Origin of the sequence: Anaerostipes faecalis (assembly GCF_018982945.1) — a bacterium.
GTDB lineage: Bacteria > Bacillota > Clostridia > Lachnospirales > Lachnospiraceae > Anaerostipes > Anaerostipes faecalis.
The window spans coordinates 1-22,858 of record NZ_JABRXE010000018.1; the positions used below are offsets into that span (position 1 = coordinate 1).

Genomic DNA, 22,858 nt, shown 5'->3' on the forward strand with positions numbered 1-22,858 from the left:
TAAGGATTAGCCATGTAAATATGGTGCGGTTGAGGCTTTTTATTCGAGAGGTCTTTGAGACCTAAGCAGGTAAAAGTCCCTTACAGGGACAGAGCAAACCTCCACTTGTCAGTGGAGGTTATGATTTTGCCTCACGTTCCGCCTTTTCACGCTCATATTTGCGGCGCATATAGGTACGATTCCATGCACGCTTACGGCGTTTGCGGTCTTCTTCTTTTAGCTGTTCAGGAGTAAGCTCCGGCATTGGAACATCCAGCTTTCCTACATACTTGAGATAAATATCAATCTGCTGGATTCTGTCACCGGAAGATTTGTCCGCTTCGTGTACCACGATTTTATCAACAAATTCATGGATCATAGGAGTAGTAAGTTCTGTAAAATCTGTGTATCGGTGTACCAGTTCAATAAACTTATCTACATTATCAGCATTCTCCTGATAGTCAGCCAAAGCCTTTTCTAAAGTATCTACTGATAATTCCAATTCACTTTGTTCTGTTTCGTAGTCAGCCAAAAGCATTTCAAACCGCTTGTCACTTAGCTTCCCATTTACATTGTCCTCATAGATTTTCTTTATGAGGATATTTAGTTCGTTGATACGTTTCTGCTCTCTGGAAAGACGCTTTTTCTGTGCTTTTGCTTCATTTTCCTGTTGAAGCTCCGTTGCACTGCGAACCTTTTCGATAAACTCTGATTCGTGCTCTATCACATAAGTACTGGTAGCTTTAATAACTTCCAAAAGCAAATCCCTGATAACATCCGTGCGGACATGGTGTTGTGTGCATCTGTTTTCAAACTTGCTCTTTGCCTTACTGTAAGTGGAGCAGGTGTAATTGTCCTGTGCATTGGTGTACTTTCCGGTTGGATTACCATCCTTATCCTTCTTTTCATAACCGCCGGTGCGGTGGTTGAACATCTTGGCACCGCAATCAGCACAATATATCAGTCCGGTTAAAGGATTGATGTCACCTTTCTTGGTAGGGCGGTGCTTGGTTTCACGGATTTTCTGAACAGTAAGCCACGTTTCTTCGTCCACAATTGCTTCCTGCGTGTTTTCAAAAATAATCCAGTCCTCCGGTGAGTTGTGCACGGAATTCTTATCCTTATAGGATAACTTCTTGGTGCGGAAATTCACAGTATGCCCCATATACTCAGGTTTTCTTACAAGGTCTGAAATCGTAGAAGCAGTCCAAGTGTATGGTCTGTTCATGTCACAGCTTCCCCGACAGGTTCCAAGTCCCTGCTTTGCAAGATAATAGGAAGGTCTTTCGACTTTTTCATCTTTCAGAATCCTTGCTACCTGCATCGGTCCGTTTCCCTCAATGATAAGCTGATAAATACGTCTTACCACAGCGGCAGCCTCTTCATCAATAATCCAATGGTCTGGGTCATCGGGATCTTTCTTGTACCCGTAGATTGCGTTGCTTGTCAGATGCTTTCCATCCATCCCCTTGTTATGAAGTACGGACTTGATTTTCCGGCTGGTATCTCTTATATACCACTCATTCATAATGTTAAGGAATGGGGCAAATTCGTTACTCCATCGTTCAGGGCGCTGTCCACATTGTTGGAAATAGCGATAAATCGCACATTTTTCTTTCGAAACAGCACTTCCGTATAAAAGCCTACTTCAAGGTAATTACGCCCGATGCGGCTCATATCCTTTACAATAACGCATCCTACAGTGCCATCTTCAATATCCGCAAGCATACGCTTCCAGTCCGGTCTGTCAAAATTGGTTCCCGACCATCCGTCATCCGTATAATGATGGAGATTGGTAAATCCCTGCTCGTTTGCAAATCTCTCCAGCATCTTTTTCTGGTTTACGATACTGTTGCTGTCACCGCTTTGCTCATCATCACGGGATAATCTCTCGTAGAGTGCAGTGATTTTGTTAAGTTCCGGTTGTTTGGTTTTCATAAGATTCTCCTTTCAAAACAAACAACCAGCTTATCTGTGGTTTTATTCTACCACGAATAAGCTGGTTTGTGTAAAAATAATTATTGTCTCACTAATAGGAGAAATCCGATAGAAAATCGGAACTGTTTTGTGAATCATGTAAATTTTTTATTCTCACGAATTCGATGAGATTAGAAAACTATGTATTTCGGTCTGATGTATAGTATACTATGCATCTTTTGGGTATTTACATAGCAATAAATAAATTGCTCCTCCTATGCCTACTAACCCCAAGAGTAGAAACATTATGAATGCTTGAAATTTTTCATTTGATAATGATATCACTAACTCGATATTCGCCATTTGACTAATAAGTGTTTTTTCAAGTAAAAATATAATAACAGAATATACAGTAAGAAAGCTGCCAAATTTTTCAACGCCAATCCTGTTCAAAATATGGTTTAATTTTTTTGTTCCTAAAGCCAGATAAAACAACAATAAACAAATGGCTACTTCCATCCATTCTACCATACGAGGAATAGATATAAGCAAACTTATTGCATCATTTAGTATTGTAATAACAACTACTATTCCAGCAACAAAAGAAGCTTTTGTATTTTCGAAAGCCATTTTCTTTTTTCTTATATTTCTCTTATGTGTTTTATTTCTTGCATTTGACATTAGCATTCCTCCGTAAAAATTAATGGTATTTTATTTTCCAGCCTTTGACAATCCTTTGACCATTCTATCAAAATCAGATTCTATAGGTTGCGTCTTATTAAAGATATCATATTCCTGATATGCTTTCTCCACCGCCTGTTTATGGGAAATTCGCCCATTATCTTTCAGAATATCGTATCTGCGGAACTCAAGGAACTCGTTCACGCTTTTCGAAAATTCTTCCATTGTAAATACGTTTTCCCGTTCAATCAAATCCTCTATGTAATCAAAATACCCTGTAACAGCACGTTCCAATTGACGAATCTGTTTTTCGTCCAAATAGTTTTTAGCAATCGGGGTATCGGATTTGAGAATACGACCATCGGGAGCATTTTTCCATGTGGTCAAGCCCATATTCTCTTTGGTGTGATCAGCCTGATTGTACACAATTTCAGCCGCAGTCTTACCGGTAATGGCATAGTGGAATTTGTTCTGTATGGTGGCATAAAATTGATATGCAGTATCAGAGTTCCTATCGTAATCAATGCTACACTCTGCAAAGATATCGGTTATCTGTTGCCATATTCTGCGTTCGCTGGCACGGATGGAGCGAACTCTTTCCAGCAATTCACGGAAATAGTCTTTTCCAAAAGCTGTTTTGCCCTGTTTCAGGCGTTCATCATCCATAGCAAAGCCCTTAATCATATATTCCTTCAAAATACCGGTTGCCCAGATACGGAACTTGGTTGCCTGAATGGAGTTCACTCTGTAACCTACAGAAATAATGGCGTCAAGATTGTAATAATTGGTAGGGGAAAGCTGTGTTTTTCCGGGAATCGCACCGTGTGGAGTGGGTATTTCCATTTTGGAAACTACCACTTCTTCACGAAGTTCTCCCTGCTCAAAAATATTTTTTAAATGCTTGCTGATTGCCGGTGTCTGAACACCGAATAATTCAGCCATTGCCTTTTGGGTAATCCAGATAGTTTCATCTTTTATTAAGGCACTGACAGTCACATTATCATCTTCGGTTCTGTACAGTACCATTTCCATTTGTTTTGTAATATCTGTATTCATATAAAGCCTTCTTTCTTATAGCAGGTAAATTAGTTATTGTTGTCCCTATCCTTCGCCCGGCTCTTATACACATTATACTGGTTCTTGCATTTGCCACTGCAAAATACGCTGTTGGGTCTACTGGCAACAAAGGCATTTCCGCAGTGTTTACATACCTTCAGTGAGGACTTTTCATCTGTAAGCATAAAAGAAAACATCATCTGCACACCTAACAGAAGCGAATGGAAGTCCCAGACAATGGTAGGATGCTCAAGTAGCTCTATGTGATAGGTTGGTGCAATACCGCCAAATGCCACCATGCCCTGACGGTAAAGTTGTTTCTGCATATCATCCAGCATGTCAAAGTCCTGATAGTAGAGAAAGCTTGACATAAAGGTAAATGCCCAATCCTTGAACAGTGTTACAAGCCAGTCATATCTTTCCGCATATTCCTTTTGGAAACTCATCATCACTGCCTGCGGTTTGTTTTTCATGGTCATAATCAGTGCCATCATCTGCACATCATCCGTACTCCATGAAGATTCCATTCCTTTTTTCACAAAATCAATCTTATCAAAGGGAAAGAAATAAGAAAGATATTTTTCCGTGGTCATGCTTTCTGCCTTGATAAAATGATTTTTCGGCAAATATACCGCATGATAAGTAACGAAGTCCGGCGTGGTAGGAAGGGCGGTCATAAAGCCAAGCAGTCCGTAACCGGTAACAAAATCCATAATGGCATTCTGCAAACATTCCTGTGTATTATTTTTGTCCATGCACATCAGTCCGAGATTTACCGCCTTTAATACCATCTGCTCCGAATCCTTTAGCGGATTATAAAGAGACACTTTCGCATCCGGTGAAGGTGTGATGTACAACGTACCTTCTTTATCTTCCTTCCATTCATATTTGTCATATCGTGCCCAGTTGGAGCTGGTTCTTTTGAATAGGTTACTCATAAAAGCCTCCAATCTGTCTGTTTTAAAATGTAATCTGTATCATCAGAAAATATATTACTATCATACCAAGCATGTCCTACAAGGTCAAATGGTATTTGTGATTTCTTTCATTTTCTTATTCTTTTTATCCGTAATCAGTGACCGATAGGTATCATAAAAAATCTGCTCTGTCTTCGTCAGGGAAATGTGATTATCCACTCTGTTTTGTAGTGCCTGAATAAAGGATTTACGAAGTTTCTTTAACATGGTGTCACGGATTTTACGGATGTTTCTGTCAGTCTGCACCCTAAATGCTGCAATCAACTGGCAGGAGTATCCCTTAATGGCAAGCTGGTACAATAGCTCTTTTTGAACATCCTTCAATGCAAAAATTGCTTTGGAAATATCCTCATCCGTCACCAGCTCATGCATTTCAAAGGGACAGTCATAAATGGCATCAAGGAAATCCCCTTTCATAATCTGTTTCCAGAAAACATGCCGGATGGGAGCAGGAATTACAATCTCATCCGGTGAAATTCCCCATTCCAGAGGAACATCCGACCTTCCTATCTCGTGGTAGCGTTCCTTCCGTTCACGGTTTGCATCAAGCCTGTTCCACCATGTAACCACGTTCTCAAAATCTTCCTCGGTTCTGGCAGAATCTTCAAGACGTACCAGCGCTTCCTGTTCCAGTTCACGTTTCAGCTTTTTCCTCGTTGACGCTTCCGGTATCTTTGTTACTTCCGGCTCATTTTCCATCTCAAGTTCTATTTCAAGAATGGCGGCATTCTCCCGTTCAAGGGCATCCGTCAGGTCATCTTCCGGTATGTCATCTTCAAAATAATCATTTGTACATTCCTTCAACAGGGATTTACCACCTTTCAAAAATTATTTTCAAAACTTTTATTAAAAACAGTTCCGATTTTGGGGCTGCATTTCTCCTATAGGTGAGGAAGTAATCTTATTTATCTAAAAAGGATTACTCAAAACCAGAAGAAAGGAGCCGGACTTTATGAAGATTTATTTTATCCGTTGTCGCAGTCCGTCAAAGATACTTTGATTATACCAAACATATGTTTGTATTTCAAGAAGGAGGTGAAATTATTATGGAGCAGACCGCAAGTAAGGAGCGGGCGATGTCCTCTTTAACTAAAAAGATAGGACAGACCACCTATAAGGTAAATGTGTTTTTCGCAGAGAATACCACAGCTACCTTTGAGGATAAACTTTTGCATCTGATGGCAAATGAGATTGCCAACCGGAAGCAGGATATACCGGATGCAGAGTAATAGTTACACAAATCAATTGTTTTTAAGCTGATATTTCATCAGCAGGAAGGAGTTTTGTATGGGTAAATCAACCAAAACCTATGAAGAAAGAATCCAGGAGAAGGATTTAAGGATTGAGAAGCTGGCACAGGAACTGAAGCGTTATGAGGCACAAAAGAAGCAGCTGGAGAAACGAAAGAAGGAGGAAGAACGGAAAATCCGTACCCACCGTTTAATCGAAATCGGTGCAGCTGTGGAGTCAGTGCTTGGAAGATGTATTGAGCTGGAAGAAATTCCAAAGCTGATTGCATTCTTAAATAAGCAGGAAACTAACGGAAAATTTTTCTCAAAGGCAATGCAGAAAAGTCCGGATACGGACATGAAAAAAGAAGAATGTGGGGAGTCGGGAGTTTCCTGATTCCCTTCTTTCTTTAGATAGAAGGGCGCACTTATAGACAGGCAGAGCCTGTCTCTTGCGCGCGCTCTGCGAGGCAAATGTGAGAAGAATTTCTAAGCCTGCCAAAAACACAGGCAAAGAAATTCTAAGTCTCACATAGGAAGAATGCCAAATGCAGGCATTCTTCCATATGGAATATGCGCTATACACGAAGGAGGATATGCACTATGGCAATTTATCATTGCAGTATCAAAATCATTAGCAGGAGCGACGGAAAATCGGCAGTTGCTTCTTCTGCCTACCGCTCCGGCGAAAAGCTCATGGATGACCGCACAGGTCTTGTTCATGACTTTACGAAAAAGCGTGGAGTTGTATTTACAGAAGTTGCACTTCCGGCACATGCTCCGCCGGAATATGCTGACTGGAATGTATTATGGAATGCGGTGGAAAAGGCAGAAAAGAAATCCAATGCACAGCTTGCAAGAGAAATCGAAGTGGCACTTCCAAAGGAGCTTTCAAGGGAATGTCAGATTGAGATTGTAAGAAGGTATGTGCAGGAGAATTTTGTTTCTGTGGGCATGTGTGCCGACTGGGCATTACACGATAAAGGTGATGGCAATCCCCATGCTCACATTATGCTGACCATGCGTGGCATAAAACCCGATGGCTCATGGGCACAGAAGGAAAAGAAGATTTATGCCCTTGATGAAGATGGAAACCGTATTCCGCTCATTGACCCGGCTACCGGAGAACAGAAGCTTGGTAAACGGAATGAGAAGCTGTGGAAACGCATTACCGTAGAACCGAATGACTGGAACGACCAAACCAAAGCGGAAATCTGGAGAAAGTCATGGGCAGATATTTGTAACGAATATCTGTCTTTGGAACAACAGATTGACCACAGAAGTTACAAACGGCAGGAGCTGGATTTAGAGCCTACCATCCACGAAGGGTATCGTGCCCGCAAGATGGAGAAGGCAGGCTTTGTTTCTAATCGGTGCGAATACAACCGCATAGTAAAAAAGCTGAATGAACTGAAAGGTAAATGGCTTCTTACGGTGAAGGAATTACAGAAAACCATTATGGAGAGAGGAAGGATTTTATATGAACGAATTACAGGATACTTTAGAGGAAATCATGGAGATTTTCAAATGTCAGGAAGACATGCTGGATATTCTGGAGAACCAGCAGTATCAGCTGGAGCAGTTGAAACTGGCGAATCAGGAACAGCAGGAATTGTTGGAGAAATTAAATGCCGAGAACATGAGGCTCTCAGCCGAAAATCGGAATCTGACCGTACAGAATCAGAAATTAGTAGCACAGAACAGACAATTGCAGGAATTATGCAAAGAATAAAAGAGAAAGCGAGGGATCGTGATGAACGAATCAGAAAACTTATGGAACGTAGACAGTCTTTTGAAGCTGTCGGAGGATTTACAGGTAGAGAACGAGCAGTACCGCTCACTGCTGGCACAAAAGGAGAATCAGATACAGATGCATTTATCCGATGTGCAAAAGCTGAAATCGCAGATACGCTCCATGCAATCGACGATAGCAGAACAAGGGCAAGAGATTCAGAAGCTGAACGCTCATATCGCCAGATTAGCCGAGAGCGATTTGGTACTGGTGGAGAACGAGAAGTTGAAAAAGGAAAATCAGCAAGTGCTGGCAGAGAAAGAGAAGGCTCAGAGAATCTTTGCAGAAGCCGAGAAAAAGGCAGAGAACGCTAATGTTGTCTTAATGAAAGCGAAGGCATTGGAAGCTGATTTTAACAAGCATATTTCCGTTGAAGCTAAGCATATCTGCAAGCAAGTAAAAGCAGATATGCAAATGCAGTTACAGGAAAAGTTGCGAACGCAAACCGCTACACTTGGCGTATGGACATGGGTAATTGCTTTTATCAGCATTGTTCAAACTGTTTATATCTTTTTTGTCAACAAGGATGTAGTTGCCACCATACCTGATTGGTTTCTGCATCGTGGCAGGAATGTGATGAACGTTTCAAACTTGCTTTGTAGGGTGTATCAGTGGTGCTATGAATATCTGGCTCAGTATGTCCATTCCTATGTGGCAGTTGGTATTATTGCTTTAGTGTCTGTTGGGATTGCGGCAGGCGTATTTGTACTTGTGAAAATAGCATTTGACAGGATTACAGAAAAGTGTGATGACCGATGGCAATATTACAAAAACACTGGTGTTGCAGAACTTAGAAAGGCTGTGTCCGTAGCACTTTGTGTTATCAGTGTTACATTATCAATGTTATCTGTTTCACTGATTCCGGTAGATATTAATGTGCTAAGCTGGTGGCTTATTCTTTCGGCAGGTCTGAATTTTTTGTATCATGGCAGTTGTAAGGGCAGTTACCATTAAGGCATAAAAGTACTCCCATGGGCAGATGAAATCTGCTCACGGGAGAGTAATACAAAGGCGGTTCAAACTGAAATTTGAGTCTCTGTAAAACTGGAATTAACCCATACAATTATTTTAATTTAGATATTCACAATATTACTTGCCACAGTATCTCGAAAAACATTGTCATGTTCTACCAGGAGCATGGTCGGGGCAAACTCCGTTATGAGCTGTTCAATCTGCATACGTGAGTACACATCAATAAAGTTGAGCGGTTCATCCCATACATATAAGTGTGCCTTTTCACAAAGGCTTTTCGCAATTAGGACTTTCTTCTTTTGCCCGCCAGAAAAGTCTTTAATATCCTTTTCAAACTGTACACGCTCAAAGTCCATTTTCCTAAGAATTGCCTTGAACAGACTTTCATCAAGGTTGTTTTCTTCTGCAAACTCGGAAAGGGTTCCACATAAATACGATGTATCCTGTGGCACATAAGAAATTACAAGCCCAGAGCCAAGTGTTACTGTACCCGTATAATCTATGGACTGCCCGACTACCAACTTTAACAGGCTACTTTTGCCACTGCCGTTCTTCCCGTCAAGCACAATGCGTTCTCCCTGTCTTATTTCAAACGAAACAGGTTCACAAACTGAAATGCCATCATAACAAACTACTACATTCGATAATGATGCAATCAAATCTGTATGGTAATTAAGCGGTTGTATCTTGAGGGCTTCTGCGGTTTCCACATTTTTCAGCAATGCTGATTTTTGTTCGATTGTCTGTTGTTGTCTCGCTTCTATAGATTTTGAACGCTTCATCATTTTGGCGGCTTTATGACCGACATAACCTTTATCTCCTGCCCCAATTTTGGAAGCTTCTACACGTTCAGACCATACTGCAGAGCGTTTTGCCGACTGCTGTAATCGTCTGATGTCCTTTTGCAAACGTTCGTTCTGAGCCAGTTCAAATTCTTGCTGTCGCTCAAAATTTGACATCCATGATGAAAAGTTTCCTCTTTGCACTTCGATATTCGCTCGGTTAATCGATAGAATATGGTCAACACAATCGTCAAGAAAGCGACGATCGTGAGAAACTAAGATGAATCCCTTTTTCTTTTTCAGATATGTCGCCACACTTTTTCTCGCTTTGGCATCCAAATGGTTGGTAGGTTCATCAATCAGTAGGAAATGCCCTTCATTAAGAAAAAGAGCGGCAAGCAAAACCTTTGTCTGCTCTCCGTTGGAAAGTGTTTCAAAAGGTCGCCAAAGCACATCGACATCAACATCAAGATAAGAAAGTTCTCGCATAAGTTCCCATTCTTCCGCAAGTGGGCAAACCTCCTGCAATATATCCTCTGTAATACGATTCTTATCTGAAACGGGATAAGGAAAATAATCAAACTGTACGGATGATAGGATTTTTCCGCTATACTCATATTTCCCAAGCAGAAGATTCAGAAAGGTTGTTTTACCTCGTCCGTTTCTGCCCACAAAACCAAGCTTCCAATCGGTATCAACCTGGAAACTGACATTTTCAAAAACATTATCATAACTTGTCGGATATGAAAACGTAAGGTTTTCAATTTTAATCATTGACATAAATATTATCCTCCTTTGCCTGTCATACGATATAAAGTCGGTTCGGTGAATGTTTACTCCGTATAGATTTCACCAAAAGGAACCGACACTATACGGAGTGAATCATGTGTAACTATCTGATCTGCACTATTCATAAAGCACCTCCAAAACAAAATAAGAGCCGCAAGAAAGTTTATCCTTGCAGCTCGTCATAGCATAATAACACCACTAAGCAAAAGTGGCAACAGCACTATATTGAGTAAGATAGACATATAACTTTCTTGCAATAGACACAATAATGCCAAAGTATAGCACTACCGCATATTTTGATTTTATTTGCAAGAAAAGTTAATCATCTTTCCACCTCTTTCTAAATTCTAAAACATTATACCATAAATTGCAGGCAAATACAAGTGGTTACAAAAATTTTAACAAATCGCTTATAATACAATCATATAACTTTACTCATTCCTTACTGACCGTAAAATTCAAATTGAACTAAGTCGCTGCGCGACGGCCTGCCAAGGCTGTGGCGCAGTTTTGCATTCTCTAAAATTGAATAATAAAAAGGCAGTTGATGATTCCTTAAAAAGTATTTATAGTTTAAGTGCGACCCAAAACTGAATACAAAGGAAACCACTGCCCATGAAAAGAATACCACCATCTCATCTTCATAGCAAGATGATTTATAAAAATCGTGAACCTCCATAATCGGTAGTGATTGTAAAAAGTCGGTTACTACAAAGATTATGGAGGTTTTTATGTACGAAAAATATTTTGAAATTTTAAGAAAAGAAGCACTTATGCGAAATCGCAAAGAAGGTACTATTGCAACATACACAGCTAATATCAAGAAGTTTTTGGACTGGTCAGACAAACGTCCAGAGGAACTAACTCTTGAGGATTGCAGAAACTATATTTATGAACTTCGTGTTGAAAAAAAGATGTCAACACAGCATTGTAATGGAATTAATTCAGCGTTGAAGTTTTTCTTTCGCTTTGTTTTGAAAAAATCATGGGATCAGGATGTGGTTCCCAGAATGATAAATGATAAAACATTGCCAAGAGTTATGACTTTGGAACAGGTTGAGATGATGATTGATGCTTCTAATGAGGTTCGCAATAAAGCGATTATTGCACTTCTGTATTCTTCAGGTCTTCGCGTGGGAGAACTGTGTCGTTTACAGGCTGGAGATATACATATGGGAACAATGCAAGTTCATATACGCGGAGGAAAAAATCATCAGGATCATTACACTATTTTGTCTGAAAAATCGTTAGAGTATCTAAAAGAATACTGGTATTCCTATCCTGTGAAAAGGGATATCTTTTTTGTTGGATTAAAGAATCCGCATAAACCATTAAAAACAAGTGGAATTGAAATAATGATAAGAAAACTTGGAAATATAGTAGGTATTGACCATGCTCATCCCCATATGCTACGTCATTCTTTCGCCAGTCATATGGTGGAGCAAGGTGTGCGTTTGGAATATATACAGGCGATGATGGGACATCGTGATTCAGATTCAACACATCAGTATATACATGTGGCTAATAAAGCATTGATGGGAATTAAGAGTCCTCTCGACCACCCTCAAAAGAAAAAAGAGGGAGAAAATCCTCTCGACAAAAGAAAAATTAATTGTCGGTGGAAGGGAGGATTGAAAAATGGCTGATGTAACTATTCAAGATGTGTTCGATAGATTTATTCCTTGTTATGAAGGTGTTTTTAGTGATGAACAATACACTGCGACGAAATGTATTTTGAAGTGTCGGACAGCGGAAATGGGAGCACATGTGAGTGAGTGCGAAAACTGCCATAGTGCCTATGTTCATTATAATTCTTGCAAGAATAGACATTGTCCTATGTGTCAGGGAATGGAGGTTGATGAATGGATTGATAAAAAACAGGAAGATGTTTTGGAAGCACCATATTTTCATACTGTATTTACGATACCAAGCGAATTATATCCTCTTGTATATGTGAATCAAAAACTGTTGTATGATGCATTATATCATGCTGCAAATAAAACATTATCAGAGCTTGCAAAGGATAAAAAACATCTTGGAGCAAAGATTGGATATATTTTTGTACTTCATACCTGGGGTTCTAAACTAAACTATCATCCACACCTTCATGCAATCATCCTTGGTGGTGGTTTGGATGAGAAAAATCACTGGAAAGAAAAAGGTAAGAAATTTTTCTTCTCAGTAAAAGTCATGGGAAAGCTTTTTAGAGGATTCTATCTGGAAGAACTGAAAAGCTTATGGAAAGCAGATAAGCTAAAGTTTGAAGGCAATGCTAAAGAACTGAGAAACCACTATACTTTCAAGGAATTAATAAACAAGCTTTATACATTGGAATGGGTTGTATATACCAAGAAGGCATTTAATGGAGCGCTCTCTGTTATAAAATATCTAGGTAATTATACTCATAGAAGTGCTATAAGTAATAAACGTATTGTAGATATGGATGAAGATACGGTAACTTTTATGGCGAAAGATTATAAAGAGAAAAAAGTTCATTACAAACCGATGCAACTTTCAGGAACAGAGTTTATTCGGAGATTTTTAATGCATGTGCTCCCCAAAGGATTTGTGAGAATCAGATACTATGGATTGTTGTCTTGTAGAATAAAAAAAGAAAAGATGACATTGTGCAGAAATATCTTGGGCTGTAAGCAATATATATCACTTCTTCGTGGCAAAACGGTAGCCGAAAAGTTGATGATTCTGTACCAAAAAGATATATGCACCTGTGAGAAATGTGGTGAACCTTTGCATACATTTCGGGTAGATGGAAGATACATGCTATGTTGAAAAATAAAATGATATATTTTCGAAAAGTCCTAATACTAGGGCTTTAAAGTCATGCCTGGATTTAGGAAAAGCAGCAAAAAAATGATAAGTAATAGCAAGAAAACGTATTATGTGATAAACTTTTAGACAGAAGAAAGTGGATTGAATTTCCACAGAAGGCTACGGAAAACGGACGCGACTGTAGTTCAATATGGAAAAATCGGTCTGCAGATCGAAGGAATGAGTAGATTTAGAAATGGATCTGCTTTTTCCTTCGCTCTGACACCGATTGTTTCCGTAGCTATTTCACTTCCTATTGTACCACGCACATCTCTTACATTCCACTTATATTTTTGTAAAGATTTTGAAAAAGGCGGACTGCTAATCTATAGCAATCCACCTGAAAAATTACCACACTTCTAAACTATCTTCTGCATCAATCCAAGCTTGCATTTCTCCATCTAACACTAAGCGTGCATACTCCATAGGTTCATCAATTGCAAGAGCGTTCAACGCACATTGTGAATTAGGTGTAGTTTTCAACCCATCCTCCGCCTTATTACAATCAATGCGTAAAAGTATATTATCAAATGTGGTTATATCTATACTATTGCAGTACTGGTTATATGTAGCATATATAAGTTTCATACCTTTTCGTCCTTTCGTTTTTATTACAGATAAGCCGGTTGTATTAATAAATTATTGTGTTTCCTAGAATTATCCTTTAGAACGTGAAACACATGTGTCTCTTCTGATTGACATGGGATTTAGTGCGTTGGCAATTGGAAATCGTGTGGGGCATGAAACAGAGAAAATCACTTATCGTTATGCACATTTGTTTCCTACTGTGCAAAATGAGATGGCTGAGAAACTGGAAATTGAAAGAATGTCAAAGGAGGATTAAGATTTATGGAGAAGAATGTAGATAGTAAAGGCAGATGGCGAAATCGTAATGTAGGATTTCGGGTATCTGAAGAAGAGGCAAAGCTGCTGGATGATTTAGTAGAATTATCCGGACTTGCAAAGCAGGATTATATCTTGCGAAGATTATTAAATCGTGAAGTGGTGGTTCAGGGCAATCCAAAAGTGTTCAAGGCATTGAAGCATCAAATGACGCAGATTTATGAAGAACTGAAACGTCTGGAAAAGGTCAGCAATGACAATGAAGAACTTATAATTGTAGTGGAAATGATTGCAACGATTATGAAGGGAATGGTGAATGAGTATGACGGATAAACAAAAAGAAAAGGCTGCTCGTATTCCGGCTATTGGCGTAGCTGGTGAGCAACCTTCCTATATGTATAACAAAACAATTATAGCAAAGGAAAACGGTTCTGGCAATTTGTAATTCGCAGGGTTACGGGCTGATTCAAAAGTTGACTTGAAAGTCGTTCGGGATGGCAACGTATTCTGGATAAGTTATGGAATAGGCATTCGTAATCGAATAGAATTTGTTAGCAATCAAGCAATAAACAATGAAATGCCAAGTGGTATTTTGATATGTCTCCGGTTTTAAGGGAAGCATATCAATTGCGGCTTGGCTTTTTTGTTGTTTAGAGATTTATGAAAAATTCTTTGGTCTTAAATATGCAAGGTAGTTTATCTGCTGAAATGTCACATCAGAGTGATGCAATGTCACATCACTTTTGGAAAAATGTCACATCAAAGTGAAGCAATGTCACATCACTTTCGAATATGGTGTCCAAAATGTCACATCAAAGTGAAGCAATGTCACATCACTTTTGAGAAAATGTCACATCAAAGTGAAACATTGTCACATCACTTTGACATTTTTGGGTATTTTTGGCACCCGAAGGGTGTATTTGGGGGTTTCAGGGGGAGATTCCCTCTGACCAGAAGCATTTTGTCATACAAAATGCGTATCTGGCGAAGCCAAAATTCAGTGTTTTAGGATGGTTGATGGCTTCGGGAGGGGAGGGGGAAAGAACATTGGTTTATTGGAAATCACGATTACATTTGCAAGTGATTTGCCTGAATTAGTACTTTAATTCACAAACTGGAATATCGAATTCTAATTCAGTAATAATATGTTTTGGATATTTCCCTTACGAAATCCACTTTGAAACCACTTTGAAAGCTACGCGCGATACATTATATTTCTGGTTGAGTGTTGTAATGGAATTCGCACAATCTTGCGAGAATATATTGTGAATTTATTGTTCGTATGATATTATTAATAATAGAATTATTTGTTGAAGTTTTATATGGAGGAGCATACATGGCGGTTTCGTATAAGAAATTATGGGTAACATTGGCAGAAAAAGAAATGAGTAGAGCAGAACTTAGAAAGAAAGCGGAAATAGCACCGAATACTATGACTAAACTTAGTAGGAATGAATATGTTGCTATGCCTATTCTGGATAAAATATGTAAAACGCTTGGAACAGATTATGGAGATATTATGGAATATATTCCGGAGAAAGAAAAACAGATGTAGAGTAAAATGGGCGATGGGTGTGCTTTTGAGATACCTAATTTAGTAAGATGCACTTATAAGGGGTCTACTTGCATTTGATAAATTTATCATTGTATTGGAAAGGGAGTGCTTGTATGAATTTATTTGATAACCTTTCAGATAGCCAGAAGGAAGCAGTAGAGACTATTGATGAAGATTTAGAAATTATAGCATGTGCCGGTGCTGGAAAGACTGGTGTTGTTACAAGGCGAATTATCAATATTTTGAAATCTAAACCAGATATTTTGCCAGAGAATATTGTCGCATTCACATTTACAAAAAAGGCAGCAGAAGAATTGAAAAACCGTATCAATGCGTATGGAAAAGCTGTACTGGGACATACAAAAGGATTTGCGCATATGTATGTTGGTACAATTCATGGTTTTTGCATTAGAATGTTGCAAAACTACATTCCGGAATTTCAGAAATTTTCGGTACTTGATGAGATACAGACAAAGCTGTTTGTAGAAAGATATTATGAAGAATGCGGAATGCAAGATTTAGAATTGAAAAAATATATTGAAACGTCTCTTTTTATTACAGTAATGAGTGTATTAAATGAGAATTGGTTCGAAAAGGATAAGTGGGATGAAAAGACTCGAACTGCTTTTGAAAAGTACCAGAAGAAAATGTATGAGGAAAAGAAATTTGATTATTCTTTGATTTTGAGAGAGATGATAAATCAGCTTGAAACAAATGCAGAGTTTGCCGAAATTGTCAAGAATAATGTGAAATATTTGACTGTTGATGAATACCAGGATACAAATCCTGTGCAAGAAAAATTAATACGTATATTGAAAAAATTTGGTGCCAATATTTGTGTGGTAGGAGATGATGACCAGACAATTTATCAATTTAGAGGCAGTAATCCTAAAAATATACTGACTTTTAAGGAAAGGTATGGAATTAAGAAATATATAGTATTGGATAAGGACTATAGAAGTACAGAGGGCATAGTGGATGTAGCACGTAGAGTTATTATAAATAATGATATGCGTTTACCTAAGACTATGACATCTGGGTGTACAACCCCATATGACATTGGGGATTTGGCATATGAACAGTATCAGGATATGGATGATGAATTTAACTTTATAGCAAAGCGTATCGTAAAATTACATGAGATAGGTGTTCCTTATTCGGAAATTGCTATTTTGTTGAGAAAAAGGAAGGTAAGCGGTAAAATTGCAGAGGTTTTGGAAGACTATGATATTCCGTTTGTCGTAGAAGGTGTCAATGATTTATTTGGGACAAAAGAATGTAAGGCAGCAAAAGGTATCTTTGAATATTTGAACGGTGATATTACGGCAACGGAAGTTTTTGAAAGGTGGTTGGAAATCGATTATCCTATTGACAAAAAAGAAGTGGCAGACGCCCTTCAGTATCTTGCCACAATAGATGTAAAGGAAATAAAGTTATATTCTGAATTTAATATACAGGGGATATATCATGAATTCCTTAGAAGAATTTCCATTGTTGAAGATGAAAGACCTGAAACAGAAATTATTATGTATAATCTGGGGAAATTTAGTCAGGTGATTGCTGATTATGAGGTTATAAACTATACCTTGAAACCAAGGACAAAGCTGAATAATTTTTGTTCTTTCTTAAAATATACAGCCGCACAATATTATCCGGAAGGATATTTGACGAATTCATATGCTAAACCGGATGCGGTAAGTATCATGACAGTACATCAGTCTAAAGGTTTGGAGTTTGCAGCAGTTTTTATCCCTCAACTTAATCGTAATTTCTTTCCGGCACAACGTGTTGGTGGTAAAGGAATCTGGCATGTTATTGATAGGTCATGGATAACAAATTCGGAGAGATTTGATGGTGATATAGAAGAGGAACGGAAATTATTTTATGTGGCAGTAACAAGAGCAAAGAAATATTTATATCTGACACGCTCTGAAACAAGTCATGGTAAATATATTTCACCATTTCTTGAAGAAGCTAGAGAATCATCCTACTTGGTGAAATATGATGGGAATATACAATATAATTCCGAACATTTACCTAGCATCAAATATGAGTGTATGCCACTTTCGTTGAATTTTTCATTATTGGAAGATTATTTTGATTGCCCATATAGATTTAAATTATCTATGTTTTATGGTTTTGAACAGCCGATTGTTCCAGCACTCGGATATGGAAATGTATTACATGAGATTGTAAGGAACATACATATAGCCGCAATGAATGGAGAAAATTTAACTAAAGATGATGTTAAAAGGATGATTGACGATTCTTTCTACCTCCCATTTGCAACACCCAAACTCAAAGAAAATATGTATAAGAGTGTGACCAAAGCAATTAATCATTATGTAGATCGTAATCGAGATGAAATGAAAAATGTGAAAATGGCAGAAACGGATATTGAGATAGATATGGGTGATGGCATTAAGGTGAATGGTCGTATTGATTTGGTAAAAAAGATAGATTCCGGAGACAAGGGGCAAATCGCAATTGTTGATTTTAAAACAGCCAATAAGGAAGCGGCAGAGTCAATTAATAAAGAACAGTTAAAAATATATGCTCTGGGCTATCAGGAATTGACCGGGGAGAAAGCGGATTACATGGAGGTATATCAGTTAGATTCTGAAAAAAGTCTGAAAGAGAATGTTAATGAAACAGTAATTCAAGATGTAAGGAAAGAAATTACTGATGCGGCATTTAATATCAGAAACAATAATCTACCGAGAAAATGTAATAAAGAAAATTGTTCAAAATGTCATTTGAATCATTTGTGTTTGAGCAAAACAGAGAAAAAACAATACGCAATTTAGGAGGATATTATGGCTAATTTATCTCAACAAAGAAGAGAGAAAATGTTGAATTTCCTTGAAACGTTAAAGGAACAGCATAAGGATGATGCATCATTGATTGCAATCAATCAGATAGAGAAAGAACTCACATCAAAAAAATATGGACTTGTGTGGGAAGAACACGAAGAAGAAGTGGATGTAAAAATGCAGACACATATTCCAGTGTTTACAGAAGTGGAAGACAAGGAAATCGTTGGTGATCCAGATAGTGAACAGTACAACTTTTTGCTAGAAGGAGATAATTTGCATTCACTTAAGTTGTTGGAAAAAACGCATAAAGAAAAAATCGATGTTATATATATTGATCCACCATATAACACGATGAATGATGGATTTACGTATTCAGATGAGAAGGTTGATGGAAAAGACAGTTTTAGGCATAGTAAATGGATATCGTTTATGTATGAGAGACTAAAACTAGCTAAAAAAATATTATCTAAGCAGGGAATGATTTTTATTAGTGTGGATGAAAATGAGTATGCGCAATTGAAACTTATTTGTGATGAAATATGGTCAGAAAACTGTATGGTGGAAAATATTGTTTGGAATAAAAGAGTTCCTAAAAATGACAAAGGAATTGGCAATATCCATGAATATATTTTGGTCTATGTAAATGATATTAATTATAAGTATAAATTAATGTGTCCTAAAGAAGGAATAGAAGATGTAAAGACCCTTTTAAAAGAAGCGAAAGAAAAAGGATTGTCAGTTGAAGAGACAGAAACACAACTAAGAAAACTCTATAAGAAAAATGATTATCCGAGAGCAATAACTTTGTATAATAATGTAGACAATAATTATAGGATTTTTGGAAAAATAAATATGAGTTGGCCTAATGGGAATACTTTTGGACCACGATATGATGTGCTTCATCCGATAACAAAAAAACCTGTTAAAGTACCTGATAGAGGATGGAGATGGAGCAAGAAGACATTTGATGAAGTGGTAGATTACAGTAATAAACAGATTTTGCCGGATGGAAGCATTATTTGTGGGGGAATATGGTTTTCATCCAAAGATGATATGCAACCGAGTACAGTGAATTATTTAGATGAAGTAGACAGAATGTTGTTACGCTCTATAATTAGCCTTAAGAGTGATGGGGGCATGGTGTTGGAAGATATTTTTGGAAAAAAAAGCGCATTTGCATATCCTAAGCCAGTTTCATTGATAAAAATGCTATTTGATGCGATAACTTACGATAGAAAAGATGCAGTTGTCCTTGATTTTTTTGCAGGTTCAGGTACAACTGGGCAGGCTGTTATGGACTTAAATAACGAAGATGGTGGAAACAGAAAATTTATTTTGTGTACCAACAACGAAAATAATATATGTGAAGAAGTTACTTATCAGAGAATTAAGACAGTTATAACTGGAAAACGAGTTGATGGAACTGAATATTCTGAGGGAAGGAAGGCGAATTTAAAGTATTATAAAACGGATTTTGTTGATAAAGAAAGTGAAGAAATTTATGATGACCTTTTGGAACATACCAAGGAAATGATTCAACTTCAGTATGGTGTAAAGGTAGATAATCAGAAGTATATTATGATTATGGACGATGAAGAGATGGACAAGTTCGAAAAACATTTCAATGAATACGAACACATAGAAGCAGTATTTATCAATCAGGATGTATTAATGACTACTTCACAGGAAAAAATGTTGCAGGATATAAATACAAAAATTATTCCGGACTGCTACTTTGACTTTGAGTTGAGGGAGGTAGGAGAATTATGGTAAGCAAGATAAAGGATTATGAATTTCAGGCACAATGTGTCGAATATTTAATTGATAAGACGGTTGAGACAACCAGTAAGCAGGTAATTACAGTAAAGGCTCCTACAGGTGCAGGGAAAACAGTTATATTAATTAAATATGTAGATGAATTTCTAAAAAATACGGCAAGAAATACTGCATTTGTATGGTTGTGTCCGGGTAAAGGGAATCTGGAAGAACAGAGCAAAGAAAGAATGGAAGAATTAGCTACACATTTAGATACCAGAAATCTTATGTATTCTATGATGTCTGGTTTTGAAGCTGGAAGTGTAACTTTTATCAATTGGGAACTTGTTACGAAAAAAGGTAATACAGCTTTAAAGGATAGCGAAAGGTCTAATCTATTTGAGAAAATTTCTGAAGCACACAAAGATGGAACAGAGTTTGTTGTAATTATTGATGAGGAACATTTGAATAATACAAAGAAAGCGGATGATGTGATAAGTGCCTTTGCGGCTAAAAACATTATTCGTGTTTCCGCTACTGCAAACAAAGTGCCGCATCAAGAGTATTATGAAATTAGTGAGGATGACGTTATTGCAGCAGGTTTGATTACAAGAGCAATTTATGTTAATGAAGGGGTAGATGAACGTAAAGAAATAGTAGATGATTATGATTATTTGCTTGATTTAGCGGATGCAAAGAGAAAAGAGATTGCTGCGGCATATGATAAATTAGAGGTAAATGTAAGACCTCTCGTATTGATACAGTTTCCGATGGGACAGCCGGAGACCATTAAGGCAGTGGAAGAAAAACTTGCTAGTATGGGATACACATACGATAACGGAATGGTCAATATATGGATGAGTGATGAAAAAATTGTAAGTGATGACCTTACAAATATTGATGGTTCACCGGCATTTCTTTTAATGAAGCAGGCAATATCTACTGGATGGGACTGCCCGAGAGCAAAGATACTTGTCAAATTAAGAGAAGGCGGAAGTGAAGATTTTCAGATTCAGACAATTGGACGAATTCGACGAATGCCGGAAGGAAAACATTATGGTACGAATATTTTGGACTATTGCTATATTTATACTTTAGATACCCAGTACAAGATGGGGTTGCTTTCTTCTCTTGATAAAGCATATCAGGTACGACGCTTATTTCTTCGTGATGAGGCAAAGTCTTTTACTCTTACAAAAGAAATGAGAGATTTGGATTTTGATGGACTTGGAGAACGAGAGACTTTAGAAAAGGTATATGATTATTTTAAGAAAACCTATAACCTTGGTTCTGATAAAAAAGTTAATCAGGAAAATCTTGAAGCTGGTGGTTACAATTTCAGTCATGAAATTGATAATAAAATTCTTCAGGGAATATTCAAGACAACAGAAGATTTAGCACATGGTGGTTCAGATAATCAGATAAAAATAAAAACAGCCGTAAATACTCATACACACGGTATTTATCTGTTGCATTCTGTTGATGAGATTAAAAAAGTGACAGGTATGCAGTCACAAAAAGTAAAGAATATTCTTAGAAGAATGTTCAGTAAAAGTAAAAAAAGAAAGTATAATTTTATTTTATTGGAGAATTCAGATTTTTATGCATTTGTAATTAATAATGTGAAGAAACTTAAGATGGACTTTAAGAATGTTACATCTCAAATGGGTGGAAAACAGATGTCATTTATGATTCATCCAAAGATATCTGATTTTCATATTCCAGAGATGGAAATCTATAAGTATAGTGAGGTGAAGAATAGGCAGTTACTTCGTATGAATGCATATAGAGAATACACGAATGAGTTCATTACAGATAAGACGAGAAGTCATCCGGAAAGATTATTTGAGCGTTATTGTGAACATAATGATTCAGTGGAATGGGTTTATAAAAACGGAGATACAGGTCAACAATATCTTTCCATTGTTTATACAGATAATCTTCTAAAGCAATGGTTGTTCTATCCTGATTATATTGTACATCTAAAAGATGGAACGGATTGGATTATTGAAACAAAGGGTGGAGAAGCATCAGGACATAGCAAGAATATAGATATGCAGATGGGCAACAAGTTCAATGCATTTAAACAATATGCCGAAAAATATAACCTGCACTGGGGATTTGTACGAGATATCGATGATGAACTTTATATCAATAATACAGAATTTGTTGATGATATGTCGGATGATAGGTGGAAACCGTTGTCGGAGGAGTTGTAGATTATATTTTTTGGTTTGCTAATTTGGAAATACATTGTCGTGAAAAACAAAATTATAAAAAGAGGATCGTCTGAAATGGCAATCAAGAAGCCTGGGTAATAAATATAGTTTTTGATTAAAAATAATGGGTAGCAAGATGCTATTAGGTCGCAATAATTTATTGCATTTGTAAAACACTTAGAATTAATCGAGGTGAGGAGAAATATGGAAAAAATTGAAACTCAATTCAGTGTATACAAAATAGATGCAAATCTGTTTACTTCTGTCAAAGGAATAAAAGATAAAACAAAGGAACAGGCGGCTATAGATATTATTATGTATTTGCTTGCGGAGATAAAAAAAGAACTTTATAAAAGAGACAATGCGGAATATGAAGAGGTAAATGTATGTGATGTAAGGGGAATTGTGTATAAAACACTTCATGTTCCGGAATGGAAGGGAATGATTTCTGGGTTATTCAACAAAATGGAAAAGGAAATACCTTTCAAAATGGAAAATACAAATATATCATATGTGCTTTTTTATAGGGTTAATGAAAATTGGTCCTATGTCAAGATTTAGTACAAGTTAAAATGAGTTTTTCCTCATCCTAACTTGTCATCTGCAATTCGTTTTTCTGGATTTTACGATACAACTTTTCATACTCATTTGGAGACATATAGTCACA

General features: G+C 37.3%; 21 protein-coding genes and 1 pseudogene. 14 read left to right on the top strand and 8 right to left on the bottom strand.

Going from position 1 to position 22,858, the window contains the following annotated elements; all coding sequences use genetic code 11:
* Window positions 1-118: 118 nt before the first annotated feature.
* From KTB61_RS12455 to KTB61_RS12475, 6 genes are all read right to left on the bottom strand, one after another.
* The gene (locus tag KTB61_RS12455) at window positions 119-1,507 is read right to left on the bottom strand and encodes a DUF4368 domain-containing protein (protein ID WP_230973749.1); all 1,389 of its coding nucleotides are present in this window, start codon (window positions 1,505-1,507) and stop codon (window positions 119-121) included.
* A complete protein-coding gene (locus KTB61_RS13430) occupies window positions 1,504-1,917 on the bottom strand; it encodes a recombinase family protein (RefSeq protein ID WP_230973750.1) in 414 nt (137 codons plus the stop codon). Before KTB61_RS13430 ends, KTB61_RS12455 begins: the two co-directional genes overlap by 4 nt.
* A gap of 207 nt (window positions 1,918-2,124) precedes the next feature.
* The gene (locus KTB61_RS12460; RefSeq protein WP_216697650.1) at window positions 2,125-2,577 is read right to left on the bottom strand and encodes a hypothetical protein; all 453 of its coding nucleotides are present in this window, start codon (window positions 2,575-2,577) and stop codon (window positions 2,125-2,127) included.
* Between the two features lie 30 nt (window positions 2,578-2,607).
* A complete protein-coding gene (locus KTB61_RS12465) occupies window positions 2,608-3,633 on the bottom strand; it encodes a virulence RhuM family protein (protein WP_216697651.1) in 1,026 nt (341 codons plus the stop codon).
* Window positions 3,634-3,662: 29 nt separating this feature from the next.
* A complete protein-coding gene (locus tag KTB61_RS12470; protein WP_216697652.1) occupies window positions 3,663-4,571 on the bottom strand; it encodes a hypothetical protein in 909 nt (302 codons plus the stop codon).
* Between the two features lie 84 nt (window positions 4,572-4,655).
* Window positions 4,656-5,414 (bottom strand): hypothetical protein, encoded by a 759-nt coding sequence (locus KTB61_RS12475; RefSeq protein WP_216697653.1) that lies wholly within the window; start codon window positions 5,412-5,414, stop codon window positions 4,656-4,658.
* A 242-nt stretch (window positions 5,415-5,656) separates the two neighbouring features.
* Here KTB61_RS12475 and KTB61_RS12480 point away from each other — a divergent pair, with 242 nt between their 5' ends.
* From KTB61_RS12480 to KTB61_RS12495, 4 genes are all read left to right on the top strand, one after another.
* Entirely contained in the window at window positions 5,657-5,839 is a 183-nt protein-coding gene (locus KTB61_RS12480; RefSeq protein ID WP_216697654.1) for a transposon-encoded TnpW family protein, read from the top strand.
* A gap of 58 nt (window positions 5,840-5,897) precedes the next feature.
* The gene (locus tag KTB61_RS12485) at window positions 5,898-6,236 is read left to right on the top strand and encodes a DUF3847 domain-containing protein (protein ID WP_216697655.1); all 339 of its coding nucleotides are present in this window, start codon (window positions 5,898-5,900) and stop codon (window positions 6,234-6,236) included.
* A 206-nt stretch (window positions 6,237-6,442) separates the two neighbouring features.
* Complete coding sequence (mobQ, locus tag KTB61_RS12490; protein ID WP_216697656.1) at window positions 6,443-7,945, top strand: MobQ family relaxase; 1,503 nt, start codon at window positions 6,443-6,445, stop codon at window positions 7,943-7,945.
* Window positions 7,857-8,585, top strand: a complete 729-nt coding sequence (locus KTB61_RS12495; RefSeq protein ID WP_216697657.1) for an ATP synthase subunit B family protein — start codon at window positions 7,857-7,859, stop codon at window positions 8,583-8,585. The genes mobQ and KTB61_RS12495 overlap by 89 nt, the downstream gene beginning before the upstream one ends.
* A 119-nt stretch (window positions 8,586-8,704) precedes the next feature.
* Here KTB61_RS12495 and KTB61_RS12500 read toward each other — a convergent pair whose 3' ends face one another.
* Window positions 8,705-10,165, bottom strand: a complete 1,461-nt coding sequence (locus tag KTB61_RS12500; protein WP_216697658.1) for an Lsa family ABC-F type ribosomal protection protein — start codon at window positions 10,163-10,165, stop codon at window positions 8,705-8,707.
* A 740-nt stretch (window positions 10,166-10,905) separates the two neighbouring features.
* On the opposite strand from KTB61_RS12500, the gene KTB61_RS12505 reads away from it, so the two are divergent.
* Window positions 10,906-11,820 (top strand): tyrosine-type recombinase/integrase, encoded by a 915-nt coding sequence (locus tag KTB61_RS12505; RefSeq protein ID WP_216697659.1) that lies wholly within the window; start codon window positions 10,906-10,908, stop codon window positions 11,818-11,820.
* Window positions 11,813-12,964, top strand: coding sequence for an IS91 family transposase (locus KTB61_RS12510; RefSeq protein WP_216697660.1), 1,152 nt, complete (start codon window positions 11,813-11,815; stop codon window positions 12,962-12,964). The genes KTB61_RS12505 and KTB61_RS12510 overlap by 8 nt, the downstream gene beginning before the upstream one ends.
* A 387-nt stretch (window positions 12,965-13,351) precedes the next feature.
* On the opposite strand, the gene KTB61_RS12515 is transcribed toward KTB61_RS12510, so the two are convergent.
* Window positions 13,352-13,591, bottom strand: a complete 240-nt coding sequence (locus tag KTB61_RS12515; RefSeq protein ID WP_216697661.1) for a DUF6061 family protein — start codon at window positions 13,589-13,591, stop codon at window positions 13,352-13,354.
* An 82-nt stretch (window positions 13,592-13,673) separates the two neighbouring features.
* On the opposite strand from KTB61_RS12515, the pseudogene KTB61_RS12520 reads away from it, so the two are divergent.
* The 8 genes and pseudogenes from KTB61_RS12520 to KTB61_RS12550 all read left to right on the top strand — a co-directional run.
* Window positions 13,674-13,847: pseudogene (locus KTB61_RS12520) on the top strand (site-specific integrase); the annotation flags it as partial.
* A gap of 5 nt (window positions 13,848-13,852) precedes the next feature.
* The gene (locus tag KTB61_RS12525; RefSeq protein ID WP_216697662.1) at window positions 13,853-14,179 is read left to right on the top strand and encodes a plasmid mobilization protein; all 327 of its coding nucleotides are present in this window, start codon (window positions 13,853-13,855) and stop codon (window positions 14,177-14,179) included.
* Window positions 14,169-14,291: a hypothetical protein gene (locus KTB61_RS13165; RefSeq protein ID WP_269145788.1), complete on the top strand. Its 123-nt coding sequence runs from the start codon at window positions 14,169-14,171 to the stop codon at window positions 14,289-14,291. The genes KTB61_RS12525 and KTB61_RS13165 overlap by 11 nt, the downstream gene beginning before the upstream one ends.
* A gap of 837 nt (window positions 14,292-15,128) precedes the next feature.
* Complete coding sequence (locus tag KTB61_RS12530; protein WP_230973751.1) at window positions 15,129-15,401, top strand: helix-turn-helix domain-containing protein; 273 nt, start codon at window positions 15,129-15,131, stop codon at window positions 15,399-15,401.
* 113 nt (window positions 15,402-15,514) lie between these two features.
* On the top strand, window positions 15,515-18,208 hold the full coding sequence (locus KTB61_RS12535) for an ATP-dependent helicase (RefSeq protein ID WP_216697663.1): 2,694 nt from the start codon (window positions 15,515-15,517) through the stop codon (window positions 18,206-18,208).
* A 9-nt stretch (window positions 18,209-18,217) separates the two neighbouring features.
* Complete coding sequence (locus KTB61_RS12540) at window positions 18,218-19,990, top strand: site-specific DNA-methyltransferase (protein ID WP_216697664.1); 1,773 nt, start codon at window positions 18,218-18,220, stop codon at window positions 19,988-19,990.
* Window positions 19,984-22,191, top strand: a complete 2,208-nt coding sequence (locus KTB61_RS12545) for a DEAD/DEAH box helicase (protein WP_216697665.1) — start codon at window positions 19,984-19,986, stop codon at window positions 22,189-22,191. Before KTB61_RS12540 ends, KTB61_RS12545 begins: the two co-directional genes overlap by 7 nt.
* Window positions 22,192-22,395: 204 nt before the next feature.
* Window positions 22,396-22,752, top strand: a complete 357-nt coding sequence (locus KTB61_RS12550; protein ID WP_216697666.1) for a hypothetical protein — start codon at window positions 22,396-22,398, stop codon at window positions 22,750-22,752.
* Window positions 22,753-22,858: the final 106 nt, after the last annotated feature.

Excerpts from the sequence above, each read along its gene's own strand:
- KTB61_RS12550 (WP_216697666.1), top strand. The coding sequence starts at position 22,396 with ATGGAAAAAATTGAAACTCAATTCAGTGTATACAAAATAGATGCAAAT.
- KTB61_RS12540 (WP_216697664.1), top strand. The coding sequence starts at position 18,218 with ATGGCTAATTTATCTCAACAAAGAAGAGAGAAAATGTTGAATTTCCTT.
- KTB61_RS12515 (WP_216697661.1), bottom strand. The coding sequence starts at position 13,591 with ATGAAACTTATATATGCTACATATAACCAGTACTGCAATAGTATAGAT.
- KTB61_RS12525 (WP_216697662.1), top strand. The coding sequence starts at position 13,853 with ATGGAGAAGAATGTAGATAGTAAAGGCAGATGGCGAAATCGTAATGTA.
- KTB61_RS12535 (WP_216697663.1), top strand. The coding sequence starts at position 15,515 with ATGAATTTATTTGATAACCTTTCAGATAGCCAGAAGGAAGCAGTAGAG.
- mobQ (WP_216697656.1), top strand. The coding sequence starts at position 6,443 with ATGGCAATTTATCATTGCAGTATCAAAATCATTAGCAGGAGCGACGGA.
- KTB61_RS12505 (WP_216697659.1), top strand. The coding sequence starts at position 10,906 with ATGTACGAAAAATATTTTGAAATTTTAAGAAAAGAAGCACTTATGCGA.
- KTB61_RS12530 (WP_230973751.1), top strand. The coding sequence starts at position 15,129 with ATGATATTATTAATAATAGAATTATTTGTTGAAGTTTTATATGGAGGA.
- KTB61_RS12510 (WP_216697660.1), top strand. The coding sequence starts at position 11,813 with ATGGCTGATGTAACTATTCAAGATGTGTTCGATAGATTTATTCCTTGT.
- KTB61_RS12470 (WP_216697652.1), bottom strand. The coding sequence starts at position 4,571 with ATGAGTAACCTATTCAAAAGAACCAGCTCCAACTGGGCACGATATGAC.
- KTB61_RS12465 (WP_216697651.1), bottom strand. The coding sequence starts at position 3,633 with ATGAATACAGATATTACAAAACAAATGGAAATGGTACTGTACAGAACC.
- KTB61_RS13430 (WP_230973750.1), bottom strand. The coding sequence starts at position 1,917 with ATGAAAACCAAACAACCGGAACTTAACAAAATCACTGCACTCTACGAG.
- KTB61_RS12545 (WP_216697665.1), top strand. The coding sequence starts at position 19,984 with ATGGTAAGCAAGATAAAGGATTATGAATTTCAGGCACAATGTGTCGAA.
- KTB61_RS12500 (WP_216697658.1), bottom strand. The coding sequence starts at position 10,165 with ATGTCAATGATTAAAATTGAAAACCTTACGTTTTCATATCCGACAAGT.
- KTB61_RS12480 (WP_216697654.1), top strand. The coding sequence starts at position 5,657 with ATGGAGCAGACCGCAAGTAAGGAGCGGGCGATGTCCTCTTTAACTAAA.
- KTB61_RS12460 (WP_216697650.1), bottom strand. The coding sequence starts at position 2,577 with ATGTCAAATGCAAGAAATAAAACACATAAGAGAAATATAAGAAAAAAG.
- KTB61_RS12455 (WP_230973749.1), bottom strand. The coding sequence starts at position 1,507 with ATGAATGAGTGGTATATAAGAGATACCAGCCGGAAAATCAAGTCCGTA.
- KTB61_RS13165 (WP_269145788.1), top strand. The coding sequence starts at position 14,169 with ATGACGGATAAACAAAAAGAAAAGGCTGCTCGTATTCCGGCTATTGGC.
- KTB61_RS12485 (WP_216697655.1), top strand. The coding sequence starts at position 5,898 with ATGGGTAAATCAACCAAAACCTATGAAGAAAGAATCCAGGAGAAGGAT.